Annotated in this window: 23 protein-coding genes; 13 read left to right on the top strand and 10 right to left on the bottom strand. The window is 68.4% G+C overall.

Annotated elements, in window-relative coordinates; all coding sequences use genetic code 11:
* Positions 1–12 precede the first annotated feature (12 nt).
* The 8 genes from mraY to IG65_RS0109700 all read left to right on the top strand — a co-directional run bounded on the left by mraY (position 13) and on the right by IG65_RS0109700 (position 8,869).
* The gene (gene mraY / locus IG65_RS0109735) at positions 13–1,089 is read left to right on the top strand and encodes a phospho-N-acetylmuramoyl-pentapeptide-transferase (RefSeq protein ID WP_030514533.1); all 1,077 of its coding nucleotides are present in this window, start codon (positions 13–15) and stop codon (positions 1,087–1,089) included.
* 190 nt (positions 1,090–1,279) lie between these two features.
* A complete protein-coding gene (locus tag IG65_RS0109730) occupies positions 1,280–2,449 on the top strand; it encodes an AAA family ATPase (protein WP_369801501.1) in 1,170 nt (389 codons plus the stop codon).
* Positions 2,450–2,475: 26 nt separating this feature from the next.
* Positions 2,476–3,453 carry a DUF58 domain-containing protein gene (locus IG65_RS0109725; protein ID WP_030514531.1) on the top strand — a complete coding sequence of 326 codons (978 nt, stop codon included), beginning with the start codon at positions 2,476–2,478 and terminating at the stop codon, positions 3,451–3,453.
* The gene (locus IG65_RS0109720) at positions 3,450–4,454 is read left to right on the top strand and encodes a VWA domain-containing protein (RefSeq protein ID WP_030514530.1); all 1,005 of its coding nucleotides are present in this window, start codon (positions 3,450–3,452) and stop codon (positions 4,452–4,454) included. Before IG65_RS0109725 ends, IG65_RS0109720 begins: the two co-directional genes overlap by 4 nt.
* Before the next feature lie 57 nt (positions 4,455–4,511).
* Entirely contained in the window at positions 4,512–5,231 is a 720-nt protein-coding gene (gene fabG1 / locus IG65_RS0109715) for a 3-oxoacyl-ACP reductase FabG1 (protein WP_030514529.1), read from the top strand.
* 61 nt (positions 5,232–5,292) lie between these two features.
* Positions 5,293–6,129, top strand: coding sequence for an NADH-dependent enoyl-ACP reductase InhA (gene inhA / locus IG65_RS0109710; RefSeq protein ID WP_030514528.1), 837 nt, complete (start codon positions 5,293–5,295; stop codon positions 6,127–6,129).
* Positions 6,130–6,149: 20 nt separating this feature from the next.
* Positions 6,150–7,199 carry a ferrochelatase gene (locus tag IG65_RS0109705; RefSeq protein WP_030514527.1) on the top strand — a complete coding sequence of 350 codons (1,050 nt, stop codon included), beginning with the start codon at positions 6,150–6,152 and terminating at the stop codon, positions 7,197–7,199.
* A 56-nt stretch (positions 7,200–7,255) separates the two neighbouring features.
* Complete coding sequence (locus IG65_RS0109700) at positions 7,256–8,869, top strand: FMN-binding glutamate synthase family protein (protein WP_030514526.1); 1,614 nt, start codon at positions 7,256–7,258, stop codon at positions 8,867–8,869.
* On the opposite strand, the gene IG65_RS0109695 is transcribed toward IG65_RS0109700, so the two are convergent.
* The gene (locus IG65_RS0109695) at positions 8,870–9,619 is read right to left on the bottom strand and encodes a trypsin-like serine protease (RefSeq protein ID WP_030514525.1); all 750 of its coding nucleotides are present in this window, start codon (positions 9,617–9,619) and stop codon (positions 8,870–8,872) included.
* 51 nt (positions 9,620–9,670) lie between these two features.
* On the opposite strand from IG65_RS0109695, the gene IG65_RS39560 reads away from it, so the two are divergent.
* Positions 9,671–9,796, top strand: a complete 126-nt coding sequence (locus tag IG65_RS39560; RefSeq protein ID WP_255359452.1) for a hypothetical protein — start codon at positions 9,671–9,673, stop codon at positions 9,794–9,796.
* Positions 9,797–9,871: 75 nt separating this feature from the next.
* Entirely contained in the window at positions 9,872–10,744 is an 873-nt protein-coding gene (locus IG65_RS0109690) for a hypothetical protein (RefSeq protein WP_030514524.1), read from the top strand.
* Here the strand turns inward: IG65_RS0109690 and IG65_RS0109685 are convergent.
* From IG65_RS0109685 to IG65_RS0109670, 4 genes are all read right to left on the bottom strand, one after another.
* Positions 10,741–11,550 carry a hypothetical protein gene (locus IG65_RS0109685; RefSeq protein ID WP_030514523.1) on the bottom strand — a complete coding sequence of 270 codons (810 nt, stop codon included), beginning with the start codon at positions 11,548–11,550 and terminating at the stop codon, positions 10,741–10,743. The two genes, IG65_RS0109690 and IG65_RS0109685, sit on opposite strands and share 4 nt — an antisense overlap.
* Before the next feature lie 83 nt (positions 11,551–11,633).
* Positions 11,634–13,988, bottom strand: a complete 2,355-nt coding sequence (locus IG65_RS0109680) for an arylsulfatase (RefSeq protein ID WP_030514522.1) — start codon at positions 13,986–13,988, stop codon at positions 11,634–11,636.
* A gap of 293 nt (positions 13,989–14,281) precedes the next feature.
* Positions 14,282–14,695, bottom strand: coding sequence for a hypothetical protein (locus IG65_RS0109675; protein ID WP_051755651.1), 414 nt, complete (start codon positions 14,693–14,695; stop codon positions 14,282–14,284).
* A gap of 107 nt (positions 14,696–14,802) precedes the next feature.
* Complete coding sequence (locus tag IG65_RS0109670; protein ID WP_030514520.1) at positions 14,803–16,014, bottom strand: pyridoxal phosphate-dependent aminotransferase; 1,212 nt, start codon at positions 16,012–16,014, stop codon at positions 14,803–14,805.
* A gap of 92 nt (positions 16,015–16,106) precedes the next feature.
* On the opposite strand from IG65_RS0109670, the gene IG65_RS0109665 reads away from it, so the two are divergent.
* Complete coding sequence (locus IG65_RS0109665) at positions 16,107–16,700, top strand: helix-turn-helix domain-containing protein (RefSeq protein ID WP_030514519.1); 594 nt, start codon at positions 16,107–16,109, stop codon at positions 16,698–16,700.
* Between the two features lie 14 nt (positions 16,701–16,714).
* Here IG65_RS0109665 and fadD8 read toward each other — a convergent pair whose 3' ends face one another.
* Both fadD8 and IG65_RS0109655 read right to left on the bottom strand, forming a co-directional pair.
* Positions 16,715–18,334: a fatty-acid--CoA ligase FadD8 gene (gene fadD8 / locus IG65_RS0109660; RefSeq protein WP_051755649.1), complete on the bottom strand. Its 1,620-nt coding sequence runs from the start codon at positions 18,332–18,334 to the stop codon at positions 16,715–16,717.
* A gap of 30 nt (positions 18,335–18,364) precedes the next feature.
* Positions 18,365–19,105: a glucose 1-dehydrogenase gene (locus IG65_RS0109655; RefSeq protein WP_030514517.1), complete on the bottom strand. Its 741-nt coding sequence runs from the start codon at positions 19,103–19,105 to the stop codon at positions 18,365–18,367.
* Between the two features lie 215 nt (positions 19,106–19,320).
* On the opposite strand from IG65_RS0109655, the gene IG65_RS0109650 reads away from it, so the two are divergent.
* Together IG65_RS0109650 and IG65_RS0109645 are read left to right on the top strand one after the other, a co-directional pair.
* On the top strand, positions 19,321–20,391 hold the full coding sequence (locus IG65_RS0109650; RefSeq protein WP_030514516.1) for a diacylglycerol kinase: 1,071 nt from the start codon (positions 19,321–19,323) through the stop codon (positions 20,389–20,391).
* A complete protein-coding gene (locus tag IG65_RS0109645) occupies positions 20,388–21,455 on the top strand; it encodes an NAD(P)-dependent oxidoreductase (protein WP_030514515.1) in 1,068 nt (355 codons plus the stop codon). Before IG65_RS0109650 ends, IG65_RS0109645 begins: the two co-directional genes overlap by 4 nt.
* A gap of 70 nt (positions 21,456–21,525) precedes the next feature.
* Here the strand turns inward: IG65_RS0109645 and IG65_RS0109640 are convergent, their stop codons facing one another.
* Genes IG65_RS0109640 through IG65_RS0109630 form a run of 3 tightly spaced genes read right to left on the bottom strand, consistent with a single transcriptional unit; the run spans position 21,526 to position 24,702 of the window.
* Entirely contained in the window at positions 21,526–22,923 is a 1,398-nt protein-coding gene (locus IG65_RS0109640) for a glycoside hydrolase family 27 protein (RefSeq protein ID WP_030514514.1), read from the bottom strand.
* Positions 22,920–23,822 (bottom strand): dienelactone hydrolase family protein, encoded by a 903-nt coding sequence (locus tag IG65_RS0109635; protein WP_030514513.1) that lies wholly within the window; start codon positions 23,820–23,822, stop codon positions 22,920–22,922. Before IG65_RS0109635 ends, IG65_RS0109640 begins: the two co-directional genes overlap by 4 nt.
* A gap of 58 nt (positions 23,823–23,880) precedes the next feature.
* Positions 23,881–24,702 carry a DUF3097 domain-containing protein gene (locus IG65_RS0109630; protein ID WP_030514512.1) on the bottom strand — a complete coding sequence of 274 codons (822 nt, stop codon included), beginning with the start codon at positions 24,700–24,702 and terminating at the stop codon, positions 23,881–23,883.
* Between the last annotated feature and the right edge of the window lie 104 nt (positions 24,703–24,806).

Genomic DNA, 24,806 nt, shown 5'->3' with positions numbered 1-24,806 from the left:
GTTGGGGTATTGATGAGGCAGATCCTGTTCTCGGCGGCGATCGCACTCGCGGTCTCGATCACCGTGACGCCGTTGCTGATCAGGTTGTTCGCACGCCGGAATCTCGGCCAGCAGATCCGCGTCGAGGGACCGCAGAGTCATCAGGCCAAACGTGGCACTCCCACCATGGGTGGCATCGCCATCGTGGCCGGGCTGTGGGCCGGATATCTGGGCTCGCACCTGATCGGCCTGCGCTACGACGCCGACGGGCCCTCGGCCTCCGGGCTGCTGGTGCTCGGCCTGGCCAGCGCGCTGGGGTTCGTCGGGTTCCTCGACGATTTCATCAAGATCCGCAAGCACCGCAATCTGGGCCTGACCGCGACGGGCAAGTACATCGGCCAGATCGGCGCTGCCGTGGTGTTCGGGTTCCTCGCACTGCGCTTTCCCGGCAGCACCGGGCTCACCCCGGCCGGCCGGCAGGTGTCCTACGTGCGGGACTGGCCCACGGTGGCCTTTCCGCTGGTGGTCTTCCTGCTGGCGGTGTGCTTCGTGGTCGTCGCCTGGTCCAACGCGGTGAACATCACCGACGGGCTGGACGGGCTGGCCGCGGGATCGATGGGTTTCGCGCTCGGGGCCTACGTCATCGTGACGTTCTGGCAGTACACCAATTCCTGTGCCGCCCACGCGCTTCCGGGCTGCTACAGCGTGCGTGACCCGCTGGATCTGGCTGTGGTCTGCGCGGCCGGTGGCGCGGCCTGCATCGGATTCCTGTGGTGGAATGCCAATCCGGCCAAGATCTTCATGGGCGATACCGGGTCGCTGGCCCTGGGCGGGCTGCTGGCCGGAATCTCGATCACCACCCGCACCGAATTGCTGATGGTGGTCGTGGGCGCGTTGTTCTTCGCCGAAATTCTGTCCGTGGCGTTGCAGATCGCGGTTTTCCGCACCACTCGCAACCGGTTGTTCAAGATGGCGCCGTTCCACCACCATTTCGAACTCGGCGGCTGGCCCGAAACCACGGTGATCATCAGATTCTGGCTGCTCGCGGGCATCGCGGCGGCGGTCGGGCTGGCCCTGTTCTACGCCGAATATCTGGCCGCGGTGGGCTGATACCGCCGCGGCGACCGGCTGCGACACGGCAATTCGGAATCGGCGCATTCCGGACACCGTCGAGTGCCTTCCGATCCGCCCGGGAGGCCTGGCCCGCGACATTGTGCGAGCCCAGTTGCGGCAATCTTGCTCGATACCTGGAATAGTTGGGGCGGCACGCATGGAGACCGAAGCGAAAGCGGGGAGTTTGGTGACTTCGACGGACGATGTGAGCGCTGGGAGTGCGGTGAAGCAGGCGGAGGCCGCCTCGGGCACTTTGGAGCGTGACGTCGCGACCCTGGAGAAGGCGATCTACGAAGTCAAACGGGTCATCGTCGGTCAGGACCGGTTGGTCGAGCGGCTGCTCGTCGGCGTTCTGGCTCGCGGGCACGTGCTGCTCGAGGGTGTGCCCGGTATCGCCAAGACGCTGGCGGTGGAGACCTTCGCGAAGGTGGTCGGCGGCAGCTTCTCGCGCGTGCAGTTCACCCCCGACCTGGTGCCCACCGATCTCATCGGTACCCGCATCTACCGGCAGGGACGCGAGGAGTTCGACACCGAACTGGGTCCGGTCGTCGCCAACTTCGTCCTCGCCGACGAGATCAACCGCGCGCCCGCGAAGGTGCAGTCGGCACTGCTCGAGGTCATGGCCGAACGGCACGTGTCGATCGGCGGCAAGACCTACCCGATGCCCGATCCGTTCCTGGTCATGGCGACCCAGAACCCGATCGAGAGCGAGGGTGTGTACCCGCTGCCCGAGGCGCAGCGCGACCGCTTCCTGTTCAAGGTCGTCGTCGACTATCCGACGGTCGAGGAGGAGCGCGAGATCATCTACCGGATGGGTGTGACCCCGCCGGAGCCCAAGCAGATCCTGGAGCCGGCCGAACTGATCCGGCTGCAGAAGCTGGCCGCGAACACCTTCGTCCACCACGCCCTGGTCGACTACGTCGTGCGCGTCATCGCCGCGACCCGCAAACCGGCCGAATTCGGGCTCGAGGACGTCGCGGGCTGGATCGCCTACGGTGCCTCGCCGCGTGCCAGCCTCGGCATCATCGCCGCCGCCCGCGCGGTCGCGCTGATCCGCGGCCGCGATTACGTGGTGCCGCAGGATGTGGTCGAGGTCGTTCCGGATGTGCTGCGCCACCGCCTCGTGCTGTCCTACGACGCGCTCGCCGACGAGGTCAGCCCCGACGACGTGATCCGCCGGGTGCTGCAGACCGTCGGCCTGCCGCAGGTCGCCACCCAGGCCAACGCACCCGCCCCCGGCGGCCCGGCGCCGATGCCGGCCCCGGGCCCGCAGGCTGCCGCGCCGCAGCCCATGGCCCCGCATCCGGCCGGTCAGCCGCAGAACGGTCAGGGCGCCGGGCAGCCGCAGCGCCAGTGAGCGGGGCATCGGATTCGGTTGCGCCAGTGACGAACTCAGCTCACGTCCCCGCTCACCACGACAGCGCGCCGCCGTCGTTCCGGTCCGGAGATCTGCGTGATCCGCGATTGTCGGCGGCGTTGAAAACCCTCGAGTTGACGGTGCGCCGCCGCCTCGACGGCGTCCTGCACGGCGATCATCTCGGCCTGATCCCCGGCCCCGGGTCCGAACCCGGGGACGCGCGGATGTATCAGCCGGGTGACGATGTGCGCCAGATGGATTGGTCGGTCACCGCGCGCACCACCCATCCGCACGTGCGGCAGATGATCGCCGACCGGGAGCTCGAGACCTGGCTGGTGGTCGACCTGTCGGCCAGTCTGGACTTCGGCACCGCGCTGTGCCAGAAGCGCGATCTGGTGGTCGCGGCGGCCGCCGCGGTGACGCATCTGACCAGTGGCGGCGGTAACCGGATCGGCGCGGTCGTCGCCAACGGCGAACGGCTGTACCGGATTCCGGCCCGCACCGGCCGGGTGCACGCCCAGTCGCTGCTGCGCAGCATCGCCACCACCCCCCATGCGAGCGACGGCGTGCGCGGCGATCTGCGCGGCGCCATCGAGTCGCTGCGCCGGCCGCAGCGCAAACGCGGTCTGGCCGTTGTCATTTCGGACTTCCTCGGCGAGATCGACTGGCAGCGTTCGCTGCGCGCGATCTCCGGCCGTCACGATCTGCTCGGTGTGGAGATCCTGGATCCGCTGGATCTGGATCTGCCCGACGTCGGTGACGTGGTGCTCCACGATCCCGAAACCGGCCGCACCCGCGAATTCACCGTCACTCCCACCCTGCGCGCCGATTTCGGACGTGCTGCCCAGCAGCATCGCGAAGAGGTCGAGGCGGCGCTGCGCAGCTGCGGCGCGCCGGTGATGACGCTGCGCACCGATCGTGACTGGATCGCCGACGTGGTCCGTTTCGTGTCCACTCGGCGCCACACCTTCGGCGCCCCGACCGGGCGGGTGCCCCGACAGTGAGTATTTCGCATTTCACGTCCGCTATCTGGCTGGCGTTCCTCATCGTCGTCGTCGCTATCGCGCTGCTCTACGTGCTCGTCCAGCGGCGTCGCAAACGGCACATGCTGCGGTTCTCCAATATGGAGACCCTCGAACGCGTGGCGCCCAAGCGTCCCAGCAACTGGCGGCACGCGCCGGTGGCGCTGATGCTGGTGGGCCTGGCCCTGCTGACGGTCGCCGCGGCGGGTCCGCAGGCGGCCAAGAAGGTGCCGCGCAACCGGGCCACGGTCATGCTGGTGATCGACGTGTCGCTGTCGATGGAGGCCACCGATGTGCCGCCGTCGCGGATCCAGGTCGCGAAGAAGGCCGCGACCGATTTCGTGGACGGTCTCACGCCGGGCATCAACCTGGGTTTGGTGACCTTCGCCGGTACCGCGTCGGTTCAGGTCTCCCCGACGACCAACCGGGAGGCGATGAAGGCGGCGATCAACAATATGAAGCTCGCCGAACGGACCGCCACCGGTGAGGGCATCTTCAGCGCCCTGCAGGCCATCGATACGCTCGCCTCGGTCCTGGGCGGGGCGCAGACGCCGCCCCCGGCGCGGATCGTGCTGATGTCCGACGGCAAGCAGACCGTGCCCGACGACAAGGACGTCGACAACCCTCGCCACGGCTTCGTCGCGGCGCGGGTCGCCAAGCAGAAGGGCGTCCCGGTCTCGACCATCTCCTTCGGCACCACGTGGGGTTCGGTCGAGATCCCGGATCAGGACGGCAAGGGCTCCCAGCGCGTCCGGGTGCCGGTCGACGACGACTCCTTGCGCGAGATCGCCAAGATCTCCGGTGGAGACTTCTACACCGCCTCCACGCTGGAAGAACTCAGCGCCGTCTACGACACCCTGGACAAGCAGATCGGCTACGAGATGCAGATGGGTGATGCCAGCCGGCCATGGTTGCTGCTGGGTCTGCTGCTGACCGCTGCGGGTGTGGTGAGCGGTTTGGTCTATCGTCAACGCCTGCCATAAACGGGTACCGCGCAACCCGGCCACGACAGTCGAACTCGAACAGATAGGTTGACATTCATGTCGAACTTCACTTCCCGATCGGTCCTGGTGACCGGTGGCAACCGCGGTATCGGTCTCGCGGTGGCCCAGCGGCTGGCCGCCGACGGGCACAAGGTTGCCGTCACCCATCGTGGATCGGGCGCGCCGGAAGGTCTTCTGGGCGTGAAATGCGATGTGACGGACTCGGATTCGATCGATTCGGCCTTCAGTGAGATCGAGGCCAAGCAGGGCCCGGTCGAGGTGCTGGTGGCCAACGCCGGCATCGTGGACAACACCCTGCTCATGCGGATGAGCGAGGAGCAGTTCACCCGGGTCATCGACGCCAACCTGACCGGCGCGTGGCGCTGCGCCAAGCGCGCCAACCGGGCGATGCTGCGGGCCCGCTTCGGCCGCATCATCTTCCTGGGTTCGGTCGTGGGCCAGATGGGCGGTCCCGGCCAGGTGAACTACGCGGCGGCCAAGGCCGGTCTGGTCGGCATGGCGCGCGCGATCACCCGCGAGATCGGCTCACGCAACATCACCGCCAATGTGGTGGCGCCCGGTTTCATCGACACCGATATGACTCGGGAAGAGATGACCGAGGACATGCGCGAGATGGCGTTGAAGGTCATTCCCGCGGGCCGCATCGGCCAGCCCGAGGAAGTCGCGGCGGCGATCAGCTTCCTGGCCTCCGACGACGCGTCCTACATCAGCGGTGCGATCCTGCCGGTCGACGGCGGCATGGGCATGGGCCACTGAGCCAGCGGCCCCGAGCCTGTCGACTTCCCATCCGAGTTTCCCCGAGGAGAATTCACCACCCATGAGCGGAATCCTGGACGGTAAAACCGTCCTGATCACCGGCATCATCACCGATTCGTCGATCGCCTTCCACGCCGCCAAGGTGGCCCAGGAGCAGGGCGCGAAGGTGATCATCACCGGTATCCCCGAGCGGCTGCGCCTGATCGACCGCATCGCCAAGCGCCTGCCCCAGGAAATCGCGCCCGCGATCGGCCTCGACGTCACCAACGAGGAGGACCTGGCCGGTCTCGCCGACAAGGTGCGCGAACTGGCGCCCGAAGGCATCGACGGCGTGCTGCACTCCATCGCGTTCGCCCCGCGCACCCTGATGGGTCCCGACGCGCTGCCGTTCCTCGACGGCCCGGGCGCCGACGCCGCCAAGGCGTTCGAGATCTCCGCGTGGAGCTACGCCTCGCTGGCGCGCGCGGTGCTGCCCGCGATGAACGAGGGCGGCTCGATCGTGGGCATGGACTTCGACCCGCGCACCGCGATGCCGTTCTACAACTGGATGGGTGTGGCGAAGGCCGCGCTGGAGTCGGTGAACCGCTACGTGGCGCGAGAGGTGGGCGAGGCCAAGCGAGTTCGCTCCAACCTGGTCGCAGCGGGCCCGATCAAAACCCTCGCCGCCAAGGCGATCGCCGGCACCGCCACCGACGATGCCAAGCAGCTGAACATGCTCAACACCTACTGGGACGGCGCCTCGCCGATCGGCTGGGACGTCGACGACCCGACCGTGGTCGCCAAGTCGATCGTCACCCTGCTCTCGGACTGGCTGCCCGGCACCACCGGTTCGATCATCTACGTCGACGGCGGCGCCAGCCACAACACCTGGTTCCCGGAGAACTGGTCGGCCAACTGAGAGCCTGGAGGTAATCAGCCGTGACCGGGACCGTCGACGCACTGCTCCTGCTGTCCTTCGGCGGTCCCGAACGCCCCGAAGACGTGATGCCGTTCCTGGAGAACGTCACCCGGGGCAGGGGCGTACCGCGCGAACGCCTCGAAGAGGTCGCCCAGCACTATCTGCACTTCGGCGGCGTCTCGCCGATCAATGCGCTCAACCGCGAGCTGATCACCGCGATCGAGGCCGAATTCGCCGCGCGGGCAGTGGATCTGCCGGTGTACTTCGGAAACCGCAACTGGTATCCGATGGTCGAGGAGACCGTCGCGACCATGCGCGCCGACGGCATCGGCCACGCCCTGGTGTTCCCGACCTCGGCGTGGGGCGGCTACTCCGGTTGCCGCCAGTACGACGAGGACATCGAGCGCGCCCGCGCGGCCGTCGACGGGGCGCCGGAACTGACCAAGCTGCGGCAGTACTTCGATCATCCGCTGCTGATCGACTCCTTCGCCGACGCCGTGCGCGCGGCGGTAACGGACCTGCCGGCCGAAGTGCGCGATCGGGCCCGGCTGGTGTTCACCGCCCATTCGATCCCGGTCGCCGCCGATGTCGCGGCCGGACCGCCCGCCGACGGTGGTCACCTCTACAGCCGCCAGGTCGCCGAGGCGGCCCGATTGTGCGCCGCGGCAACGGGTTACGACGACTTCGACGTGGTGTGGCAGTCACGGTCCGGACCGCCGCAGGTGCCGTGGCTGGAGCCCGATATCGTCGACCATCTGGAAGCGCTGTCCGGCAAGGGTGTCGAGGCCGTCGTGGTGTGCCCGGTCGGATTCGTCTCCGATCACCTCGAGGTCGTCTGGGACCTGGACAACGAGGCCGCCGAGAAGGCCGCCGAACTCGGTATGGCTTTCGCCCGCGCCGCCACCCCCGGCCCGGATCCGCGCTTCGCCCGGATGGTCGCCGAACTGGTCGGCGAACATCTCGACGGGAACGAACCACGGCGCCTGGGGGCGGTGCCCGGGTACGGTTGCACCCGTAACGGGGCGATCTGCGCACCCGGATGCTGTGAACCCGTGCGTCGCCGAAAGTAACCGCCGCCGAGCGGGTATGCCCTCGGTATGAACGTGCGAAAGGTGGCGGTGGGGCGATGACGCGATTCTTCCTCTTCGGTCTGCTCACGGTGGCGGTGGTCGTCCTGGGCGTGATCGCGGCGATCGGTTCGTGGGCCTGGTGGATACTCGCCGTCGCAGCGGGATCGCTCGTTCTGGTCGGCGCCTACGATCTGGCGCAGCGCCGGCATTCGATCCTGCGCAACTATCCCTTGCTGGGGCATATGCGCTACCTGCTCGAAAGTATCCGGCCCGAACTGCAGCAGTACTTCATCGAGCGGAATTTCGACGGCCGCCCCTTCGACCGTGACGTGCGGACGATGATCTACGAGCGCGCCAAGGGCATTCACGGCGAACTGTCCTACGGCACCGAGCGCGATATCGAAGCGGTCGGATACGAATTCCTCGTCCATTCGGTGGCCGCGCTTCCCGAGCCGGAGCAGCCGCCGCGCGTGGTGATCGGCGGCCCGGACTGCCGGCAACCCTATGCCATGTCGCTGCTGAACGTCTCGGCGATGAGCTTCGGCGCGCTGTCGGGAAATGCGCTGCGCGCGTTGAACATCGGCGCCGCCCGCGGCGGTTTCGCCCACGATACCGGCGAGGGCGGGCTGACTCCGTTCCATCTGGAGGGCGGTGCGGATCTGGTGTGGGAGATCGGATCGGCGTACTTCGGCACCCGCACCCGCGACGGTCGCTTCGATCCGGACCAGTTCGCCGAGAAGGCCGGCTACGAACAGGTGAAGGCGATCTCGGTGAAATTGAGTCAGGGCGCGAAACCCGGACTCGGCGGGGTCCTGCCGGCCGCGAAGGTGAGTGAGGAGATCGCCCGCTATCGCGGGGTGCCGGCACACGAGAAATGCGTCAGCCCGCCGTCGCATTCGGAATTCCATACCCCGCGCGAATTGATTCGCTTCCTCGTCCGCCTGCGTGAACTGTCCGGCGGCAAGCCCATCGGGTTCAAGCTGTGCGTCGGTTCGCGCACGGATGTCCTCGCGATCTGCAAGGCGATGATCGCCGAGGGCACCGCACCCGATTTCATTGTCGTCGACGGCGCCGAAGGCGGTACGGCGGCCGCGCCGCTGGAATACGAGGACCATGTCGGCCTGCCGCTGACCGACGGTCTGATGACCGTGCACAACGCACTCGTCGGAACCGGCCTGCGGGACCGGATCCGGCTGGGCGCCAGCGGAAAGGTGGCCACCGGCACCGATATCGTCAAGCGATTGGTGCAGGGCGCGGACTTCACCAATGCCGCGCGGGCGATGATGATGGCGGTGGGATGCATCCAGTCCCAGCGCTGCCACACCAATCAGTGCCCGGTCGGCGTCGCCACCCAGGATCCGCGGCGAGCGCGTGCCCTCGACGTCGCCGACAAGGCCGAGCGGGTGCAGCGGTATCAGGAGGCCACGGTGCGCCAGGCGATGCAGATGATGGCCTCGATGGGTGTGTACGACCCCGCCGAACTGGATACCCATATGCTGCGGAAGAAGGTGGCGCCCAACGAGATCCGGTCGTACGCCGAACTCTACGAATGGCTGGCGCCCGGGGAGCTGCTCGTCCATCCGCCGGCGAGCTGGCGCGCCGATTGGGAGGCCGCCGACCCGGATTCGTTCCGTCCGGTCGCGCCGGCCCAGCCGGTCCGGACGCGGTGATCAGAAGTCGAGGGCGGGCACCCGCGCGTACACACCGGGAAATCCGGGTTCTGCCGAACCCTTACCCCACGAGGTGACGCCGGCGACCTTGCCGTCGATCAATAGTGGTCCGCCGCTGTCGAATTCAGCGGTGTCGGCGGCGGGGGAGCCCGCGCACAGCGCCTCGCCCGGATCGAATTCGGCGCCGTAGGCGACCGCGCAGGCCGCATCGGACACCAGCGGCACCGTCGCCGCTCGCAGCACGCTGTTGGACTGGTCGTCCTCGGAGGTGGCGCCCCAGCCGACCACCGTCGCCGTAGCTCCCTGTGGCGCCGCCACGGCCACGGTCGGCAGGGTGACCGGTGCGCTGAGTACCAGGACGGCGACATTGTGGTGATAGCTCAGATCCGTACCGAACAGCGAGACCCGGAAAGCGGGGTCGATTCGGACATCGGCGATTCCGACGGTGACCCCGCCGTGCCCGGCGGCATCGGTGCGGCCGAAGGTCACCGTCGCCCCCGGCAGCATGTGGGCCAGGGCGCCGCAGTGCGCGGCGGTGAGTACCCGGTCCGGGGCGATCAGGGCGCCGGCGCAGAACTGACCGCCCGGCCTCGTCGCATAGGCGGGCGTGCCGATGGCCGCGAGCCACGGATAGTCGGCGGCGCTGACCGGGACACCGCCGACCACGGCCTGCGCCGCCGTCGTCGGCACCAGAGCGCAGGCGAGCGCGGCGGCGACGGCGCCCGCCGCCCGGCGCGGGGAAATCTTCATGACCACCTCGATGCTGTATGACCTGCCCGCCGAAAGTTCTACCGTACGACTATGACTAGGTGGAGCGAATTCGCCGGTGCCGCCCCGCGCATCGCGGGAATCTTCCCGCGCCGCCATGCGGCGGCCGGCAATCTGTGCCTGCGGCCGAGAGGGGAGACGGTGGTGCGCAAGCACTGAGCTCGTCTGGCCGGTCGCCGACGTTTTGCGCGGTAACTGGCCTGCGATCAGCTAATTCACCGCTATTGTGCGGAGGTGGACATCGCGCTGGAGTGGGACCAGCATCCGGGAACGGGTTTGCGGCTGGCCGCCGAACTGGCGGGCCGCACCGGGTTGCCCCTGCTCGAAGATATGTCCGTCGCCGACGGCACCGCCGATCTGCTGGGCGTGATCGCGGCCCGCGGTGGCGGTGAACTGCTGGGCTGGGCGGAATTGCGCGATGCCGGGCTGGGCGAGGCGTGGGTGCAGGCGGTGTCCGCGCAGCGCCTCGTGCATTCGCTGCATCTGGGCCGCGCCGACGAGTCCGAACCGCAGGCGGCGGAAACCGAGATGGTCTGCCGCTTGACCGCCGAGGCCGTGCGGCGGGCCACCGCCGCCGGATACCGGGTGTTGCGCTGGCAGGGCACCGATATCGGGCCCTCGGGCCGGGCGGCCGTCGAACTGGGGGCGCGGCGGGTCGACGAGTACGCGCGGCTGTGGGAGCTGGATCTCACCCGGCCGCCGCCCGCACCGGGCACCACCGCGCCCCTGCGGCGGCTGGTGCACACCCTCGCCGAATCGGCCGACCCGCCGGGCCGGGTGCTGCTCACGACCGTGCTCTCGGCCCGCTCGGCGACGGAACCGATCACCACGATCACGACCTTCGCCGGTGGCGCCGAGGCCTACATCAGCGCCGAGGAGGGGTTTGCCCACCGCGAGGCCGACGCCGATCTGCTGACCGCGGCGTTCGGTGCGGTCGTGGCCGAATTGCGCGCCGTCATGTCCGATATCACCGTGCTGCGGGTGTTCGAATTCGACGACGAGGCGCTGCGCGCGGCCCTGGCCCGGATCGGCATGCGAGTCTGCGGGCGCTACAACGACTACGAACTGAACCTGCCCGGGCCGCGCACCGGCGAGGCCGCGACCTAACGCGGGCCGGCCGCCGCGTTCACGGCGGCCAGACGGGCCGCGCGCAGGGCGTTCCACAGCGGTCGCAGCAGTGTCTCCTGGGCCTGTACAGCGCTCGCCGAACTGGGGGAGGACGGGGCCGTCTGCTGGGCCACGGTGAGGATCGCGGCCACATGGTCGGCAGAATCGAGGATGCGGCGGGCCCGCAGCGGCGCCGAGTCGGGGTAGATGTGGCGCGAGCAGGCGGCCAATTCGGCCTCGATCAATTCGCGCGGATCGTCGTCACCGCCGATCGCGGTGGTGTGCAACCGCATCAGGGCTTCCGCGGCCTCGCGCACCGCCTCGCGCATCGCGTATTCGGCCTCGCCGAGCGCCATATCCGGTGCCGGGACCGGAACCGGGGTGTGGAAGACGGTCCACTGCAACGATTCCTCGTCGGTCCACTGCGGCACCAGCGCCACACCCTCGCCGCCGGGTACGCCGGCGATCACGCCCTCCTCTGCATCCATTGCCGCCGTGGCGAATTCGGTGCCCGCCGGCAATCCGCGCGCATCGCCCGGCACGGGCAGCACCAGCCGCATCTGGGCCCCCGGCTCGGCCATTGCCTCGCGAATGACCTTGAGCAGAACCATGATTCCGGTGCCGACCTCCAACGGCTCGGCCGACGGCCACGGCAGTCCCGTCCGTCCGCCGGTCAGCGGGTCACCGGCGGCGACACCGTGCTGCGGAGACCAGGCGCGCAACGCGTCCAGCACGTCGTCGGGCGCGCTGCGGCCCGCCAGCCACGAGCCCGCCCACACCGTCAGCGTGGCACTGGGAGAACACATGGTTCGAGGATAGTGGTGCCGCGGCAATCCCGTGGGCACTGGTGCAGCTATCGTGCGCGTCGGGGTTGCCGCGGCGGGCAGCCTCAATCCCGCGAAAAGGCAGCGGCGGCAGCCATTTCGAGGTCGAGATACGGCTTACCACTCACATCCTCGACGACCTGGTGCATGATTCCGCCGGTGAACGGGAAGGGCGCGTGGTAGCGCGGCGATACCGACTGGCCGCCGTCGCGACCGACCCGGACGCCCTCGCCGACGCCGGAGAACACGGTCGGCTGGGTCCGCATATCGTCGAGCGAACCCACCGGGTTCTCGTCGATGTAGAGGACCGCCTCCCCGGTCGGGGTGAAATTGTCCGGCCGCGTGCCCTTCCGTTCGTAGCGCATGCCCAGGACGTGGTCACCGAGCGGCACCGGGCGGTCGGAGACCATCACCTGTTCCTCCTCGCCGAGGAAGTTGTAGACGTAGTACAGATGTCCGTCCTGCAGGAACAGCGTGTGACCGCCGAGGCGCCCACCGTGGGCGAACAGCACGCCCTCGGCGCCGGGACTGGTGATGGTCGTCTCGGCGAGCAAGGCGAAGGACCGGCCGCGAATCTCCAGCGCGGCCCCCGGCCCCACCTCGGCGATGCCGGGATAGTAGACGGCGGTGTCCCGGGTCTTGGCGTACGTCGGCCGGTCGCGCAGCATCACCGACACGATGTCGAGATCGTAGAGCGGCAGACCGTTGTACTTCTCGGCGTCGGCGAACCACAGCGCCTTCAATTCCTCCAGCTTCTCGGGATGTGTGCCGGCCAGGTCGTGCATCTGGCTGCGGTCCTCTTCGATATGGAACAGCTCCCACCGGTCGCTGTCGAAATGCCCCCAGCCCGACGGGCACGCCGCGTGCACCGCGTCGGCGAACCATCCCCGGTGCCAGATGCCGCGGGTGCCGAGCATCGAATAGAACTGGGTGTGCTTGCCGGAGTCGGCGTTCGGATCGTCGAGCAGGGCCCGGAAGCTGACCCCTTCCAGCGGGCGCTGCGCCACGTTCTTCACCGTGTCCGGGGGCGTGATGCCGAGCAGGTCGTAGACCGTCGGGGTGATATCGCAGACGTTGAGGTAGTGGTGGCGCAGTTCGCCGCGGGCGGCGATTCCGGCCGGCCAGGAGAGCAGACAGGCGTCGGCGATGCCGCCCTCGTGAGATGCGTACCGTTTGTACAGCTTGTACGGGGTGTTGAAGGCCATCGCCCACCCGATGCTGTAGTGGTTGTAGGTGGTCGGCGACCCCAACTCGTCGAGTTTGGCCAGGCTGTCCTCGATCGTGTCGATATAGCCGTTGAAGAACTTCATCTCGTTGGCCGACCCGTTCGGACCGCCCTCACCGCTGGCACCGTTGTCGGAAAAGGCGACGATGATCGTATTGTCCAGCTGCCCGCTCTCCTCCAGATAGTCGAGAACCCGCCCGATCTGGGCATCGGTGTAGGACAGGAAGCCGGCGAACACCTCCGCCTGGCGACGGAACAGTCGTTTCTCGTCCTCCGACAGCGAATCCCATGCGCGCACCGTGTCCTGCAGCGGCCAGGGCTCGCCGTTGCTCCCGGTGGCGTCCGCGTACGGGTTCATCGGAGACAGTTCGGTGTCCTCCGGGATCAATCCCATGCGCTTCTGGTTGTCCAGCACGATCTCGCGGTACTTCTCGTATCCCATGTCGAATCTGCCGCGGTACTTGTCCGCCCATTCCCGCGGCACATGATGGGGCGCGTGACCGCACCCGGGACACAGGTACATGAACCACGGTTTGTCCGGTGCGATGACCTTGGCGTCACGAATGAACTCGATCGACTTGTCGGCCAAATCTTTCGACAGGTGATATCCGTCCTCCGGCGAGTACGGCGGCGTGACCGGGTGATTGTCGTAGACCAGATTGGGATACCACTGGTCGGCCTCGCCGCCGAGGAATCCGTAGAACCGCTCGAATCCGCGCCCCAGCGGCCAGTGACGTTTCGACGCCGCCAGGTTGTTTTCCTCGAGCGGAGTCATATGCCATTTGCCGACGGCGTAGGTATTCCATCCGCGCTCGGTGAGGACCTCCGAACACAGGGCGGTGTCGTCGGGAATCCGGCCGCTCATACTCGGAAAGCCGTCGGTGAACTCCTCGATGGTCGCCATTCCGACGGATGTCGGATTCCTCCCGGTGAGCAGCGAAGCGCGCGTCGGGGAACACAGCGCGGTCGTGTGGAACTGGGTGAATTGGATTCCGTGGTCGGCGATTCGCTGCATATTCGGCATCTCGACCAGCCCGCCGTAGCAGTCCCAGGTGGCGATTCCGATGTCGTCCCACACCAGATACAGCACATTGGGCGCGCCGCGGGGTGCGGTCGGTTCCGCGAACGGCTTCCAGTCGGCGACGGAATCACGAATGTCGAGCGCGATATGTCCTTCGAATTTCTCGGCCACCATCCACCTCCGGACGGAGAGTCATCGGATCACTGTCGATCCGGTCCGGGGCCGCCCCCGCACGTGTCCATCCGTGGGTCGTCGGGGCGCGGCCTCGATGCCTGCTGGATACTCTCGAACTCGTACGAAACGCCCGAGAGTCGATAGGGACTGCCGTGCGACGGCCACTCGTCCGGTTCGCGAAAGGCGTCCGGATATGGCTGGTCACACCCTGTGCGCTCATAAATGGTACCGGGCGGAGGGGTGCCGGAGGTGGGTAAAGGAGAAAGACGCGGCACGGACACCGGCCGCCTCGATCAGGCTTGGTGGACGGTCCGGCCGCGCCCGAACATCCTGCCCAGACCCCGCTTGGGTGCGGCGGGCTGCGTACCACCGACCGGCTGGGAGGCGGTGTGCGGTGCGTCCGCGGTGGGGGCGGGGCCGTAGTAGATGGGAGCGTCGCGGCGGGTGCCGTCGAGTTCCCGGCGGGCGGCGCTCGCACGGCGCGCGTTGCGGCGGGTGCCGGCCAGCAGCAGGCTCAGCCCCGCCATCCCGACCGCGCCGACGATGATGCCGTAGAGGAACAGCGTCCCGGTGGAGCCGGTGAAGTGATAGCCGAAGGCCGTGAAATTGCCGTTCACCGCATGGCTTGCGCCGGTGTTGACGACCACGCCGACGACGCCGGCCACCACTGCGGCGATGAGAATGACGAGCCCGAGAATGACGATCATGGCGATTCCTTTCCTGCGATCGGAATGCCGCGCGGGATTCGCCCCAAACCTCCGCGAGATTCCGGATAACACCGGTGGCCGGATCGTCGGCGGTGCGGCGGACGCGGCTATTGCCGGTAGGTGGAGAGGAACCGGCCGATCCGCTCGATGATGGCCTCCAGTTCGTCGGCGTGCGGCAGGGTGGTGATCCGGAAATGGTCGGGAGTGGGCCAGTTGAAGCCGGTGCCCTGCACGATGTGCAGCTTTTCCTGCAGCAGGAGATCGAGCACGAATTGTTCGTCGTCGTGAATGGCGTAGACGCGCGGATCGATGCGCGGGAACGCGTACAGGGCGCCCTTGGGTTTCACGCAGGTGATGCCCGGGATGGCGGTGAGCGCCTCCCAGGCGCGGTCCCGCTGTTCGCGCAGGCGGCCGCCGGGCAGCGTCAGGTCGTGGATGCTCTGGTGCCCGCCGAGTGCGGCCTGAATCGCTTGTTGCGCAGGGACATTCGCGCACAGCCGCAGCCCCGCGAGCATGGTGAGGCCCTCGAGGTAGTTCTCCGCGTGGCCGGTGGGCCCGGAGACGACGAGCCAGCCGCCGCGCAGGCCCGCGCAGCGATAGGCCTTGGACAGGCCCGAGAAGGTCAGGCACAGCAGGTCGGGCGCCAGCGCGGCGATCGAGGTGTGGGTGAGTCCGTCGTAGTAGATCTTGTCGTAGATCTCGTCGGCGAAGACCACCAGGTTGTGGCGGCGGGCGATGTCGAGGATCTCCCGCAGCACCTCGGGCGGGTAGACGGCGCCGGTGGGATTGTTCGGGTTGATGAGCACGAGGGCGCGGGTGCGGTCGGTGATCTTGGCCGAGATGTCGGACGCATCCGGGTACCAGTCGGCGCCCTCGTCGCAGATGTAGTGCACCGGCCGGCCGCCGTTGAGTGTCGTCGCCGCCGTCCACAGCGGGAAATCCGGTGCGGGAACGAGCACTTCGTCCCCGTTTTCCAGAAGCGCCGTGAGCGCCATCATGATCAGCTCGGAGACACCGTTGCCGAGAAAGACGTCCTCGACGTCGAGGTCGGGGACGCCGAGGGTCTGGTAGTGCTGCACCACCGCGCGCCGCGCGGGCAACAGGCCTTTCGAGGACGAGTAGCCGGTCGAGGCGGGCAAGGTGCGGACGATGTCCTGCAGGATCTCCGCGGGCGCCTCGAAGCCGAACGGCAACGGGTTGCCGGTGTTGAGTTTGACGACGTGATGGCCCTCAGCTTCCAGTCGTGCGGCCTGCTCGGCGACCGGGCCGCGAATCTCGTACGAGACTCCCATCAGTTTGCTGGACTGGCTGACCTGCATGAACATCCCCTTCCGGCGTGTAGGCCGCCTACTGTACTTGGTTATTCCAAGTTTTCGCTTGGAATTTCCAAGTGCTGAGATAGGCTGGGGGTGTGCCACGCCGAACCTATGACCACTACTGCCCGGTCAGCCGCGCGCTCGAAGTCGTCGGGGACCGCTGGAACCTGCTGGTGGTTCGCGAATTGTGCTCGGGACCACGGCGATACAGCGATCTGTTCGCCGACCTTCCGGGCATCAGCACCGATATCCTGGCGGCCCGGCTGAAGGATCTGGAACGCGACGGCATACTCACCCATCGCAAGGTGGGGTCGCGATCGGCGGCCGCCGTCTACGAGCTCACACCCGCCGGCGCGGCGCTGCGGCCTGTGCTGCAGGCGCTGTCGGAATGGGGGGCGCCGCTGCTGGGGGAGCGGCGTGCCACCGACGCGGTGCGCGCACACTGGTTCGCGCTGCCGCTGGGACGCGCGGTCGCCGAGGTCGTGCCCGCCGGCACGGTCACGGTTCATATCGGCGACACGGCTCTGCACTACGTCATCGGCGCCGCCGGCATCAGCCATCACGAGGGCCCCGCACCCGCCGCCGACCACGAATTCCGGCTGGATATGGCGGAGGCGACCGAGATCGCCACCGGCGCACGATGTTTCGCCGACGTCGTGAGTGAGCCGGGGCGCGGGGCGCGCTCGTAAGGCCGGGTCTCTGCCTACCGCTCGAGTTCGGCGGTGACGAGGGCTTGCACGGCCTTCTTGTCGACCTTGCCCAGCCCCGTCAACGGCAGCGCTTCGACCACGATGACGTGTTTCGGAGCTTGTACGGAACCCTTGCGGCGCTTGACATCCTGCTGGATGTCGTCGATCGCCGCGGCCACCGCCTCGGAATCGGCGGCGGTGGCCGGGTCGAAGACGACCGCGGCCGTCACGGCCTCGCCCCAGCGGGGATCGGCGACGCCGACGACGGCTACGCCCTGAACGCGGGCATCGGCGGCGATGACGTCCTCCACCTCTCGGGGAAAGACGTTGAAGCCGCCGGTGACGATCATGTCCTTGCTGCGGCCGACGATATGCCAGAAGCCGTCGGGATCCTCGCGAGCCAGATCCCCGGTGTGCAGCCAGCCGTCGCGGAAGGTTTCCGCGGTGACGTCCGGGAGATTCAGGTATCCGCCGGCCAACAGTGGCCCGGAGACACAGATCTCGCCGACCTCGCCCGGGGCCACACGCTGTCCGTCCGTGCCGATCAGCCCGGTGCGCAGCGCCGCCGACGGGCGCCCGCAGGAGGTGAGCCGAGCCTCGTCGTGCTCGTCCTTGCCCAGATAGCTGATCACCATCGGCGCTTCGGACTGGCCGTAGTACTGGGCGAAGATGGGGCCGAACCGCGCGATGGCCTGCGTCAGGCGTTTCGGATCGATCGAGGAGGCGCCGTAGTAGATCGTTTCCAGCGAGGACAGATCGCGCGAGTCGATATCGGGATGATCGAGCAGTGCGTACAGCATCGACGGCACCAGCATGGTCGCCGAGATGCGGTGTTCCTCGATGGCGCGCAGCACCTCACCGGCGTCGAATCGCGGAAGAACCACGCATTGCCCGCCCTGGAGCACCACCGGCAGGAAGAACGCGGCGCCCGCGTGCGACAGCGGCGTGCAGATCAGGAATCGCGGGCGCTGCGGCCATTCCCATTCCGACAGCTGGATCTGGGTCATGGTCGCCATGGTCCCGGCGGTGCCGATGACGCCCTTGGGCTTGCCGGTGGTGCCGCCGGTGTAGCTGATCGAGACGACGAAATCCGGTGGGATGTCGACCGCTTCGATCGGTTCCGAAGTGTATTGCGCTGCGGCGGAGATCAAGTCGACGCCGACGTCGGCCAGTTCCTCCGGTACCGGGCCGAGGACGAGGATGCGCTTCAGTTCGGGCACTCGGTCGGCCAGTTCGCGGGCGCGCCGGACGAACGCCGGCTGCGGATCGATGACGAGATTCGTGATCCCGGCGTCGGTCAGCACATGCACGTGGTCGTCGAGCCCGCCCATCGGATGCAGTGCGGTGCGCCGATGTCCGGCGATCTGGCCGGCGCCCAGAATGAACAGCACCTCGGGACGGTTGAGGGCGAGCAGCGCGCTCGGGGTGCCGAGCCCGACCTCGTGGGCGGCGAACGCGGCGATGTACCGGCTGATGGCGTCGATGACGTCGGCACCGGTGAGGACGGTGTCGCCGAGTGTCATGACCGGGTCGCGCCGATGACGCCGCAGTCCGGCGAGCAGGGCGTGCCCGTTGTGGGTCGGCAGCCGCAGCAGGGTCGCGGGATCGATTGTGCTGGTGTGTGTTTCGGGCATCTGTGCTCCTGGTGGTGATGTCGTCCGGGGTCAGGAGGTCTTGTGCGGTACCGCGGTCACCAGACCGCCGTCCACGACGAACTCCGAGCCCGTCGCATACGAGGATTCGTCACTCGCGAGGAACAGCACGAAGGTCGCCACCTCCTCGGGCTGTGCCGGGCGGCCCAGCGGAATCGTCACCAGATCGTCGGGGATGGCGGCGGTCATGGGGGTGCGGATCAGCCCGGGGTGCAGCGAATTCACGCGAATGTTGTGCGGCGCCAACTCCAGTGCGGCCGACTTGGCCAGGCCGCGCACACCCCACTTGGAGGCGACATAGCCGTGTGCCCACGGCGCGCCGCGCAGTCCTTCGATCGAGGAGACGTTGACGATGGATCCGCCGCCGGCGGCGATCATCGGATCGACCACGGCCTGCATGCCGAGAAACGTTCCGGTGAGGTTCACATCGAGGATGCGGCGCCACTGTTCCAGTTCGAATTTGCGCAGCGAATTGCCGTTGACGATGCCCGCGTTGTTGACCAGCACGTCGAGCTTGCCGAATTCGCCGACCGCTGTGGACACCGCCGCCGCCCAGTCGTCGGGTTCGGTCACGTCGAGGTGCACGAAACGTGCGGCATCGCCGAGTTCGCCGGCCAGAGCGGCGCCTTCGTCGTCGAGAATGTCCCCGATCACGACCTTCGCGCCTTCGGCGACGAGCAGTCGCGCATGGGCCGCACCCATACCTCGCGAGCCCCCGCTGATGAGTGCAATTTTGCCGTCTACACGTCCCATGCCGGTGACGCTACCATGCAAACTGGAACATGTTCTAGACACTGTTCCAGGGCTCTGACCGTGGTGTGCGCCGGGAATCCGGTGTCCGTCGCCGAAGGATCGTAGTACTGTCCAGACAGATGTCCGACGGTGGCTCGCGTGATCACCCGACGGTGTTGCGGCGACGCCGACCGCGACCGCGCGGCGCTGGGCCGCAGCGACCCGAGGAGAAACGAATGCCCATCCGCGTCGTGCACATCGGCACCGGCAACGTCGGCCGGCTCGCACTGGCCGGCCTGATCGACGACCCGCGCTTCGAACTGGTCGGCGTGTGCGTCTCGACGAAGGAGAAGGTCGGCAAGGATGCCGGCGAACTGGCCGGGCTGGACGTCACCACCGGTGTCCGCGCCACCGGCGACCTGGCGGAGTTGCTCGCCCTGCGGCCGGACTGCGCGGTCTACTGCGCGATGGGCGATACCCGGCTGCTGGAAGCCCTCGAGGACTGCCGCCGCATCCTCGCCGCCGGCGTCGATATCGTCGGATCGGCCCCCGGACTGCTGCAATATCCGTGGAAGGTGTTGCCGGACAAGTTCTTCGCCCCGCTCGAGGAGGCCGCGCGCGAGGGGGATGTGAGCACCTTCATCACCGGTATCGATCCCGGTTTCGCCAACGATCTGGTCCCGCTCGCCTTCGCCGGCACCTGCCGCGACATCGAACAGGTGCGGTGTTCGGAGATCGCGGATTACGCCACCTATGACGGCGCGACGGTCATGTTCGACGTCATGGGATTCGGTAAACCCCTCGACGAGGTGCCGATGCTGCTGCAGCCCGGCGTGCTGGGCATGGCCTGGGGCACGACGATCCGGCAACTCGAGGCGGGGCTGGGCATCACCGTCGACGAGATCACCGAATCCTACGAACGGGAACCGGCGCCGGAGAGCTTCGACATCGCGGCCGGGCACGTGCCCGAAGGGTCGGTCGCGGCAATACATTTCGAGATCCGCGGACTGGTGAAGGGCCGCCCGGTCATCGTCATCGAGCACACCACCAGGCTGCGGGGCGATCTGCGTCCCGATTGGCCGCAGCCGGCGCAGCCGGGCGGGTCCTATCGGGTCGAGATCGTGGGCGAGCCCTCCTATACCGTCGACATCTGTCCCACCAGCCGCCACGGCGACCACAATCACGCGGCGATCGTCGCCGCCGCGTGCCGGATCGTCAATGCCATCCCCGCTGTGGTCGCTGCCCCCGCCGGAATCCGCACCGCGTTGGACCTGCCGCTGATCGCCGGAAGCGTGGTGTCGGAGTGACTTCGGGGCCGATTCTCGTCACCGGCGCTTTCGGACTCGTCGGCACCGCGCTGGTGCGCGCCCTCGCGGCGGAGGGGGCGCGGGTGGTCGCGACCGACCTCGACATCCCGGCCAACCGCCGCGCCGCGCGCAAGTCCGCCGGTGCCGGGGTCGAGGTGCGGTGGGCCGATCTGACTGTGCCACAGCAGGTTCGCGACCTGCTGCGATCGGTGCGCCCCCGCGCGATCGTCCACCTCGCCGCGATCATCCCGCCGGTCTGTTACCAGCGTCGTGGCCTCGCCCGGGCGGTCAACGTCGATGCCACGGCGACGCTGCTCGATGCCGCGGCCGAGCTCACCGCGCCGCCGCGGTTCGTCCTCGCGTCGAGTATCGCGGTCTACGGTTCGCGCAACCCGCATCGGTCCGGCGAATTGCTCACGTCCGACACCCCGGTGCGGCCGGCCGACCTGTACGGCGCGCACAAGGTGGAAGCCGAGCAGCTGGTGCGGTCGTCGCGGCTGGAGTGGGTGATCCTGCGGCTCGGCGGCGTGCTCACCGTCGAACCGATGCTCGGCCTGCACGCCGACATGCTCGCCTTCGAGGCGGCGCTGCCAGCCGACGGACGGATCAACACGGTCGACGTGCGCGATGTGGCCGCCGCGTTCACGGCCGCGACCGTCACGCCGTCCGTGCGCGAGGTCTTCCTCATCGGCGGCGACACCTCACATCGGTTGCGCCAGAGCGATATCGGCGCATCGATCGCCGCCGCCTCCGGATTACCGGGGGCCATTCCGCACGGGCTGGATGGGAACCCGGACAGCGATGCGGACTGGTTCGCCACGGACTGGATGGATACCGGCCGCTCGCAGGAAGTGTTGCGCTTCCAGCATCACTCGTTTCCGGACATGCTCGCCGAAATCCGCAGCAGGACAGGCCGAATGCGGCTTCTCACCCGTCCGTTCGCCCCGGTGATGCGGTGGTACCTCGGCCGCCTGTCGCCGTACCGCGACGGCGCGCACGCATTCGCCGACCCATGGGGCGCGATCCGCGCCCGGCTGGGCGACCCGCAGCCGGATCGCCCCTGACTCACCGATGTCCGGGCGCGATGCGGATCCGCGCGGTTGTCGGCGGCGGGTCCACGGTAGCTCGAACATCTCAACCGGTGGGCGTGATCCGCAGCAGCGCCACGCCGTGTGCGGGGATGTCCGGTGCGACGATACGGCCGTCGGTCGCGGTGGTCGTCGTGGTCCAGATGTCGTGCACCGTGTACGAATGTGCCTGGGCGAGACCGGTTTCGGCGGCGGTGGTCGCGAGCGTGAGTGGCTGGTCGCCGGGGTTGAGCAGCGCCACGGCGACCGAACCGTCGGCCAGTGGTTTGGTGAGGATTCGGTGATCACGGCGCAGCGGTGCCGCGGGCGCCACCCGAGGGTCCTGGTCGATGGCGATCACACCGGCATCGGTGAGCAGCTCGCGCGTGGGCTCGCTCATCGTGCGGACATCGTTTCCCGCGATGAGCGGGGCGGACAGCATCGCCCACAACGACAGATGCGCCTGCTCCTCGGCGGGTGACAGGGTGTGTGGATCGCGCAGCATCGCCAGCGTGTCCGGTGATATCCCCAACCGCCGGGCCAGATAGGCGGTCTCGGCTGCGGTGAGTGCCGAGCGGCGCACGGCGGTTCCGGGCAGACCGTCCAGATGGGCTCCGAGGAATTGCGACATCGACAGTCCGACGACGAGCATATCGGGGTCGGGCCAATATCCCGGACGGCTGGGCCGGGCCTGCAGGGCGGCCTGCGCCTCGTCGGCGACACCGCGGACCGACGTGGTGTCGAATCCGCCGATATCGGGCTCGGGAAAGGTGTTGCGCCACATCGGGATCAGATCGTCGGTGCTGCGGGCCGAATTCGCCACGCCCGACCAGTCGTAGTCGACGCCCGCGCGGGCGTCGGCCGAGCTGTTCGGATTGATCATGTAGACGATGCCGCGTCCGGTCGATCGCAGCGCGTCGCGCATCCAGGCGAAATCGCGAACCTGCTCGTCGTGATTCGCATCGGTCCGGCACCAGTCGTATTTGAGCAGGTCGACACCCCACTGTGCGAATTGCCGCGCATCCTGCAGTTCGTGGCCGCGACTCGCGGTGGCGGGGGACTGCCCGCAGATCTCGTCGAACGGACTGGCATACAGACCCAGATACATACCGTGTTCGTGGGCGTAGCCGGCCACCGCCGCGATGCCGTGCGGGAACCGGATCGGGTCCGCCGTCAGATCGCCCGACGAATCTCGTTGCGGCGCAGCCCAGCCCGCGTCCAGATCGACGTAGCGATAGCCGGCGTCACGCATACCGTTCGACACCATCGCGTCGATCGTCTCCCGCACCGACTGCTCGGTCAGCGCCATTCCGGAATCCCAGGAATTCCACCCCATCGGGGGAGTCGCCCGCACGGCGGCCGGCTCGAACAACGGCGGACGCACCGCGCTCCCGGACACCGCCGCACCCGCCGCGACGAGACCCGCCGCGAGGACCGCGAGCCTGATCGCACCGGCGCGCCTCAACCGAGATACTGCGCGTACCAGTCGGTCACGCGCTGCCAGGCGGCGGCGGCCGCGGTGGGCTGGTAGTTCGCGCCGGTGTCGTTGAAGAACGCGTGATTGGCGTTGTCGGCGACGAAGATCTCGTGCGGCACGCCGGCACGGTTCAACGCCGCCTCGGCCGCTGGCCGTGTGGCGGCGACACGCTTGTCGAGTGCGCCGTACACGGCGAGAACCGCCGTCGCCGTGGTGATGTCGTCGTCACCGGGGTACGGACCGTAGAACGGCGTGGCCGCGGCCAGCTCCCGGGTGCCGTGGGTGAGCAGCAGCCAGGTGAGGCCACCGCCGAAGCAGAAGCCCGTGGCGCCCAGCTTCTTTCCCGGCACCCGGCGGCCCAGCTCCGCCACACCGGCTTGCAGATCGGCGATGAAACGGTCCTGCGGTGCTTTGCCCAGCGCCGCGGTGGCGGCGGCCGGGTCGGTGAAGGTAGCGGTACCGCCCTCTTCGGAGAGCAGATCCACCGCGAGCGCGGAATAGCCGATTCCGGCGAAACGCCCTGCGACGGAACGGATGTGGTCGGTGAGGCCCTTGTTCTCGTGGATCACCAGGACGCCGCCGCGAGGTTGCGCCGCGGCGGCCCAGGCGGCCTGCAGGGTGCGGCCGTCGGGGCCGGGAAAGGTGATCGCGGTGGGCTGAACCGCGGTCGCGGTTCCGGGTGGTGGGGCCGAGCTGGCCGGTGCGGTGGGCTTCGTCGTCCCCGCCGGGGTGCCGGAGCGCTGCGCGCACGCGGCCAGCAGCGCCACCGCGGCCGGGGTGCCGAGCCCGAGCAGGCTCAGCCGCCGCAGCGCCTCCCGGCGGCTGAGCAGGCCCTCGGCGTGGTCGGTACCGATCTCCTCTGCGATGTAGCGCTGCAGCGGCGTCATACCGGCCAGCGTAACCACGCAACCTGTGGATCGGCATGCGTACGGCGAACCGACGTCCTCACTCCGGTTCGGTGACGAAGTCGATGAGCTGTTCCACCGCGCCCAGCAGCGGCGCCTCCAGATCGCGGAAGCTGTCGACGGCGTTGTAGACCCGCCGCCAGCCCTCCGACGGGGTACCCCAGCCGAGGCGGCGGCAGACACCGGTCTTCCAGTCCTCACCGCGCGGCACCTGCGGCCAGGCCTCGATACCGACGGCCTGTGGCCGCACCGCCTGCCAGATATCGATGTAGGGATGACCCGTCACCAGGACGTGGGGGCCGAGGCCGGTGGTCAGATTCGTCTCCTTGGACCCCGTGACCAGGTGATCGACCAGTACCCCGACCCGGCGGCCGGGCTCCGGGCGGAAGTCGGTCAGACGCTCGGCGAGATGATCGAGGCCTTCCAGATGCTCCACGACCACGCCCTCCACGCGCAGATCGTGCCCCCACACGCGTTCCACCAGCGCCGCGTCGTGCACGCCCTCGACCCAGATCCGGCTGGCGCGCGCGACGCGGGCACGCAGCCCCTCCACCCGCGTCGAGCCCGAGGCGGAGCGGGTGGGCGCGGCCGGCGCGGACGCCTTCGGACGAACCAGCGTCACCGGCCGGCCGTCGATGAGGAACGCCGCCTCCCGCAAGGCGAACAGCCGGACCCTTCCACCACGGTCCTCGAGTTTGACGAAGTCGCCGTCGTAGGTGCGCTCGAAACCGACCACGGCGCCGCAGAATCCGCTGGCCGCGTCCTCGGCGACGAGATCGCGTTCGGCGACGACCTGCGGTACCGCGCGCTTGCGGGTTCGAGCATGTCCGGAATAGATGTCACCGTAGTCGCGCGCACTCACCCGGCCGAAACTACCTGTTTCCCTTGCCGTTCGGCGGGAGGCGAGCCCACGAGCGGCGGTGCGATCCGGCCGGACGACGGCTCGCGCCACCGGATCCGGACCGA

Origin of the sequence: Nocardia sp. NRRL WC-3656, from assembly GCF_000720265.1 — a bacterium.
Taxonomy (GTDB): domain Bacteria; phylum Actinomycetota; class Actinomycetes; order Mycobacteriales; family Mycobacteriaceae; genus Nocardia; species Nocardia nova.
This window is presented reverse-complemented; position numbering and strand designations above follow the sequence as displayed.